Source organism: Desulfofundulus sp. (assembly GCF_049701015.1).
Lineage (GTDB): Bacteria > Bacillota > Desulfotomaculia > Desulfotomaculales > Desulfovirgulaceae > Desulfofundulus.
Genome location: NZ_JBNATZ010000137.1, coordinates 1 through 6,714 on the forward strand (window position 1 = coordinate 1; position 6,714 = coordinate 6,714).

Genomic DNA, 6,714 nt, shown 5'->3' on the forward strand with positions numbered 1-6,714 from the left:
GAAATATTGTAAATTCACGTTTGGTTTGGGAACAATACGAATTGGCTGGATGGTTGAGGACAGGTTTAATTACGGATAAGCAACGCATTCATTTTATTCCTATTTTGAAATTATTTTGATATTGTGAATATTGTATACAGTATGTCTGTTAAAAATTAGATCGTTCAGACGACCTTCTTGTTCAACCTGCCTAATTTACCTTTCCTGTTACTGTAAAATACTTATACTAAACGAACATTCTTATTCTTACAAATGTTATTTTAATTTTACCTTATGTTCAAGTGCCAATAATGGCTTAAATTTTCACTGACGCACAAAAAATCCCGCTTCAAACTAAATTTACGCAGGTATTGCATTATTTGGGCTGATCAATTTTAAAATTACACCTCCCCATACTGGGCCCGGACAGCAGGAGAGATAATAAAGAAGGCCGCGTTGCTGGAATCATCCTCCCGCGGCACATACCCCTAATCGTTTCGAAAAAAACTTCGTCCTACCGTTTTCTTAAACTACCCCCGCTGAACATCAGAAAAATGTCCAGTACGAACGTGAACAGGTTGACGAAATCAAGAAATATCGCCAGGGCAACCAGCACTGCGCTGTCCGCTCCAGCATACTTGGCTCGCTGGAAGTCCAGAGCAGGATGAAAGCGGGTAATCAGGAAAAGAGGCAGGAAACGGGCGGGAGGACGGCAAAACTCTAACCCGTCCCTCCGCCCGCAGTCATTGCGGGAGGTGTAAGAGGTTTTGGTACGAACTGGAAGTCCAGATTAAATTTCAAATTATTCTTCACCGGAAGGAATAGCATGTATGATGGCGAAGTTTTAAAGTCAAGCCTGCCTGGACCAGGGTATTTTAGTAAAGGAGCTGAGAAGAGATGAGGGAGACCAGAATCTTACTTACAGAAAAGGAAATTCCCGAATACTGGTACAACATCCAGGCTGACATGCCTCAATTACCCCCTCCGCCTTTGCATCCTGCTACTGGAAAACCGGTATTACCGGACGATTTAAAGGCTATTTTCCCCACTTCCTTGATTGAACAGGAAATGACCAGGGAACGCTGGGTGGAAATTCCGGAAGAAGTACGGGAGATTTATCGCCTCTGGAGGCCCAGTCCTTTGCAGCGGGCGTACCGTCTCGAGAAAGCTCTGGATACACCGGCACGTATTTTTTACAAATATGAAGGAGTAAGTCCGGCCGGGAGTCATAAATTGAATACGGCCGTGCCACAAGCTTATTTTAACAAAAAGGAAGGCATAAAAAGACTGACTACCGAAACAGGAGCCGGCCAGTGGGGTGTGGCTCTCTCCCAGGCGTGTAACTTTTTCGGCCTTGAATGTACTGTTTACATGGTCAAAGTCAGCTACCAGCAGAAGCCCTACCGGCGCTCCATGATGGAAATATTCGGGGCTAAAGTCTATGCCAGCCCCAGCGAACAGACTGCCGCCGGGCGCAGGATCTTAAGCGAGGAACCAGATTCCCCCGGCAGCCTGGGGATTGCCATCAGCGAAGCAGTGGAAGACGCTGTGGGACGGGAAGATACTAATTACGCCCTGGGCAGCGTGTTAAACCATGTACTTTTGCACCAGACGGTGATAGGTCTTGAGGCCAGGGAACAAATGGCCAGGGCCGGGTATTACCCGGATGTGGTTATTGCCTGCTGTGGTGGTGGGAGTAACTTCGGGGGGCTGGTTTTCCCCTTTGCCCACGACAAACTGGCAGGTAAGGCAAAGGTGAAGTTGATTGCCGTGGAACCCAGTGCGTGTCCCACCCTGACCCGTGGTAGACTGGCATACGATTACGGTGATGTGGCAGGGTTAACGCCCCTTTTGCACATGTATACCCTGGGAGCGAAGTTCATGCCTCCGGGTATCCACGCCGGGGGTCTGCGCTACCATGGGGACTCTCCCCTGGTAAGCCAGCTCGTACATGAAGGTATTGCTGAAGCCCGGGCTGTCGGCCAGACAGCTGTCTTTCAGAGTGCCATCATGTTTGCTCGCTCCGAGGGAATCGTACCGGCTCCCGAGTCTGCCCACGCCATCGCATGCGCTATTCAGGAAGCACTGGCAGCCAGGGAGGCGGGGGAAGCAAGGACCATCCTGTTCAATTTGAGCGGCCATGGTTTTCTGGACTTACCCTCTTACGATGCTTATCTGGCAGGAAAACTGGAGGATTACCCCCTGCCGGAAGAAGAACTGGCCAGGTCTTTATCCCAGCTTCCCGGAATGAATCTGGAATAGGTTGTACGTCTGACAGTAGCCCTCAATAAAACCGGCATTCCGGGCTACCGCTACTGCCTGAACCCTTATGTCGGCTGTTCCCACGGGTGCCGTTACTGCCAGGCAAGGGGAAGTGAACATATGAGAAAAACACAAATTGATCTGCCCAGCTCCGGTCTGGTCTTGGAAGCCTGCCTGGACCTGCCGGCTGTGTCCGGTCCCTTTCCCGGGGTAGTGCTATGTCATCCCCATCCCCTATACGGTGGCAATATGAATAACAACGTCATCCTCGCCATCAGCCGGGCTTTGACCGGTAATGGAATAGCCAGCCTGCGTTTCAACTTTCGCGGTGTGGGCCGCAGCCAGGGTTGCTTTGCTAACGGAGTCGGTGAACAGGAAGACGCGGAAGCGGCCCTTTTATTGCTCTCGAATCGGGAAGAAATCGACCCGTCCCGGATCGGCATCATGGGTTATTCCTTCGGGGGGATGGTGGCCCTGGCGGTTGGTGACACCAATAATGTAGTTCGGGCCATCGCGGCCGTTTCCCCGGTTATCCCTGCTGACGTGCTTAAGCAATGCGCCAAACCAAAGTTGATTGTCACTGGGGCGGAAGATAATATAATCACACCTTCCTCGGTCTTAAAGGAAACTGCCGGTATGGCCGAACCGAAAATTGTGGAGGTGATAGCCGGGGTTGATCACTTCTGGTGGGGATACGAGGCCAGGGTTGGGGAGATGGTGGCTGATTTCTTTGCCCGGGTATTAGCGATTAGATGATACCTGGAAGACGGGATATGTGGACAGCTGGCTCTGTTCAAAGAAGCAGACAGGGTTCCTATGCTTACTAATCAATTAGCCAATAAATATGGAGGGAATCTTTTTGCACATCTTTGATTTGCCTGGAAAGCACGTTCAAAATCCCCGTCAGGTGGCCCTTGTTTATCGCGGACAAAAAATTACCTATCCCGAACTTGAACGAAATATTGAACAATACGCCCGGTATTTTCTACGCCGGGGACTGCAGCCCGGGGAGAGAGTGGCTTTGGCCCTTCCCAATTCTCCGGAGTTTATTTATGCCTACCTGGGTATAACACGTGCCGGGGGTGTTGTCGTTCCGCTCAACCTCCTTCAGACACCCCAGGAACTTGCCTTTATCGTAACTGATGCCGGCACCCGGTTTCTCGTGACCAGCCCGGCCATCGCCCATCAGTTCGGGCAGCCGTCCAACCTGCCGGTATCACCGGTCATTCTGGATGAGGAGGTCCGGCAGGAGATTGAGAAGGCTCCACCTGCTTCTTTCCCGGAAATTGATCCGGGAGAAGTTTGCACCTTTCTTTATACTTCGGGGACTACCGGGCGGCCCAAAGCTGCCATGCTGACCCACCGGAACCTTTTAAGCAATGTTAAATCCATGGATGAGGCATCCGACCTGGGGCCCGGGGATAACTTTCTGGCAGTTTTGCCCATGTTTCACAGTTTCGGCTGGACGGTCTGTGTTTTACTGCCGCTCTACCTTGGGAGCCGTATAACCATTATGGATAGTTTCAGGCCCAAGGAAGTACTTCAGAAGTTGCAGGAAGAAGGCATAACAGTTTTCTGCGGGGTTCCCAGTATGTTTACCGTACTGCTCAAGCTCCGCCGGCAGGCAACATTCCCCTGCTTGAAGCTGGCGATTTCCGGGGGAGACTCTATCTCTCCTGAGTACATGAAGGCTTTTGCCGAAAACTTCAACTTCCCTGTTATCGAGGGTTACGGCCTTTCCGAAGCTTCGCCGGTAGTTTGTTTGAATCCTCTGGACGGGAGGCCCCGCAAAATTGGGTCTGTCGGAATTCCGCTTCCCGGGGTGGAAGTAAAAGTAGTGGACGGAAATGACCGGGAACTTCCGCCGGGCGAGGTGGGGGAGCTGGTGGTTAGAGGGCCGAATGTGATGCGGGGCTACCACAACAGGGAAGAGGAAACCAGGACAGTGCTCAGAGGTGGCTGGCTGCATACTGGAGATCTCGCCCACCGGGACCGGGACGGCTATGTATTTATTGCTGGCCGTCAGAAGGAGTTGATTATCACCGCGGGTTACAATGTATATCCCAAAGAAGTGGAAAGGGCCCTGGAGGAACATCCTGCGGTGGCGGAGGCGGCGGTGATTGGTGTTCCCCACCCTGTCAAAGGGGAAACGGTAAAAGCATTTATTGTACCGGAAGAGGGATGCACGCCCGATAAGCAGGAACTGTTGCGCTTCTTGAAGGAGCGCCTGGCCGGCTATAAAATACCGGAAACCTTTGTTTTTACCACCGAACTCCCCCGGGGACCGGGGAACAAGGTTCTCAAACGCCTGTTGAAATAAGCACTTTCTGCAATCCATTGCTTATAATATATGATTGCTTACAGCCGTTTTTATCTCTCCGGTTACGAGTCCCGGTTCTCCGCTCCCAACAGGACAGCCGCAAATTGTTACCAGGGGCATTACGATCATTAAAGAATTGGTCAGGAAACACTCGTCGGCGTGGAGCAGTTCATGCGGGGAGACAGGGCGCTCCTCTGCCGCAATGCCCAGCCGGCGGCAGGTTTCCAGCACCACCTGCCTCATGATGCCGGGCAGCAGCCCCTGATCCGGAGCGGGAGTAAACACCCGGCTGTTTTTGACCAGAAAGATGTTGCTTGCTGTTCCTTCCGCCACATAGCCCGTGGTATTCAAAAAAAGTGCCTCATCCCATCCTCTTTCCCGGGCTGTCTTTCTGGCCAACACATTTTCAAGGTAGTTTAAAGTTTTGAACTTTACCAGGGGAGATTGTTCATTGCGCCGGAAAGATGACCAGCCGGCCCGGAACCCCTTCCGGTAGTCCGGTGCGCTGTAAGGCAGGGGGCGGGTGGAGATGACCAGGTTGCCGGTGGTTTCACCCGGATCCGTACCGGCGGAAAGAGTGAGGCGCAGGGCCCCGTCCATGGTACCGTTCAGTTTTATTATTTGATATATCAGGCTGCTTAATTCGGTCGGGGACATGGGAAGAGCCATCCCCAGGGCTCTGCATCCCTCCTCCAGCCGTTTCAGGTGTCGTTCAAGCAATACGGGTTGACCCCGGCTCACCAGAATGGTCTCGAAAAGGCCGTAGCCATAAAGAAAACCATGGTCGAGTGCGGGAATTTGGGCGCGGCCTGCAGGGACAAACTCGCCGTTTATGCATATCACGGTATTCAATTACCCTATCACCTCTTTGGGGGGCTTTTGCAGCACCGGCCTGACGGTAAGCGAAGCGAAGGCCTGCCGGTCATCCAGACCCAGGGCCCGTACCAGTGCCCGGGCCTTGTCCAGCGTTTCCACATACTCCATGTAAGGATCTGAATCGATGGTAATGCCACCGCCAACCTGGAAATAGATTTGTGCCCCTTTGAATATCAGGGTGCGGATTACTATATTCAAGTCGGTGTTACCGTCAAAGCCGATATAGCCGATGGAGCCGGTGTAAATACCACGGCGTACCGGTTCCAGTTCTTCAATGATTTCCATGGCCCGGATTTTTGGTGCCCCGCTGATGGAGCCACCGGGAAAGGCTGCCGCCAGAAGGTCCACCACGTCTTTATCCGGGGCCAGTTCCCCTTCCACAGTAGAAACCAGGTGAAATACGGTGGCATATTCCTCAAGCCGGTAAAGCTCGGGCACCCGCACCGATCCCGTCCGGCAGACCCGTCCCAGGTCGTTGCGTTCCATGTCTACAATCATAACCAGCTCGGCCCGGTCTTTTTCGCTGTTCCATAACTCCTCCCTGAGCCTCATGTCGCTGGCCGGGTCTTTCCCCCGGGGGCGGGTACCTTTAATGGGGCGGGTTTCCACCCGCCGTCCTGTAACTTTAAGGAAGCGTTCCGGTGAAGAGCAGACCACCTGGAACTCCCCGAAGTTCAGGTAGGCAGCCATAGGTGCGGCATTAATCGCTCTCAAGCGCCGGTAAAGAGGCCAGGGTTCCATGAGCCTGGGGAGGGAGAAACGCTGGGACAGGTTGACCTGAAAGATATCCCCGGCCGCAATGTAATCTTTAGCCCGCTGAACCGCCCGGCAGTAGCTGGTTTCGTCAAAATGGGCAAATAGGAGGGGATAATTTCGCTTTCCGGAATGTCTCTCGTGGTTGGAAGTGTGCACCCGCGATGTGCCCGTGTAACCTGCATCCGGCCGGGGTTCCCGGCTTATGCCCGTGCGAACGGTTTCTATTTCTTCCCTTCCGCCGGCCAGCAAACAGCAGGTTTGATCCAGCCTTCGCCGTGCCCGTTCTGCGGCAGCTGCAGGGTCGGTTTCCGGAAAACCCGTGGAGACCACCCATACTTCTCCGGTCATCCGGTCCACCACCGTAGCTGTATCGTAGAACCCCAGGCAGAGGTCGGGGGTCTGTAGATCGTCCACAGCCAGTGAAGGCATTTTTTCCAGTACCCGTCCCAGGTCGTAACTGAAATAGCCCACCGCGCCACCGCAGAAAGGGAGGGGGCAGCTGCCCGGGGGGAGGCGGTAAC

Annotated in this window: 5 protein-coding genes; 3 read left to right on the forward strand and 2 right to left on the reverse strand. The window is 53.2% G+C overall.

Translation table 11 applies throughout. From position 1 onward, the window contains the following. Nucleotides 1-876: 876 nt before the first annotated feature. The 3 genes from ACPLUI_RS09205 to ACPLUI_RS09215 all read left to right on the forward strand — a co-directional run bounded on the left by ACPLUI_RS09205 (nucleotide 877) and on the right by ACPLUI_RS09215 (nucleotide 4,561). Entirely contained in the window at nucleotides 877-2,241 is a 1,365-nt protein-coding gene (locus ACPLUI_RS09205; RefSeq protein WP_424659968.1) for a TrpB-like pyridoxal phosphate-dependent enzyme, read from the forward strand. A 57-nt stretch (nucleotides 2,242-2,298) separates the two neighbouring features. Beyond that, nucleotides 2,299-2,997: a CocE/NonD family hydrolase gene (locus ACPLUI_RS09210; RefSeq protein ID WP_424659971.1), complete on the forward strand. Its 699-nt coding sequence runs from the start codon at nucleotides 2,299-2,301 to the stop codon at nucleotides 2,995-2,997. A gap of 103 nt (nucleotides 2,998-3,100) precedes the next feature. Beyond that, on the forward strand, nucleotides 3,101-4,561 hold the full coding sequence (locus ACPLUI_RS09215) for a long-chain-fatty-acid--CoA ligase (RefSeq protein WP_424659969.1): 1,461 nt from the start codon (nucleotides 3,101-3,103) through the stop codon (nucleotides 4,559-4,561). Between the two features lie 21 nt (nucleotides 4,562-4,582). Here the strand turns inward: ACPLUI_RS09215 and ACPLUI_RS09220 are convergent, their stop codons facing one another. Next, entirely contained in the window at nucleotides 4,583-5,404 is an 822-nt protein-coding gene (locus tag ACPLUI_RS09220) for an aminotransferase class IV (RefSeq protein WP_424659972.1), read from the reverse strand. Between the two features lie 9 nt (nucleotides 5,405-5,413). Continuing rightward, the coding region (pabB, locus tag ACPLUI_RS09225) for an aminodeoxychorismate synthase component I (protein WP_424659970.1) at nucleotides 5,414-6,714 on the reverse strand (1,301 nt) is incomplete at its 5' end.

What these genes read in the sequence shown, in the direction of transcription:
- ACPLUI_RS09205 (WP_424659968.1), top strand. Translation starts at nt 877, where the DNA reads ATGAGGGAGACCAGAATCTTACTTACAGAAAAGGAAATTCCCGAATAC.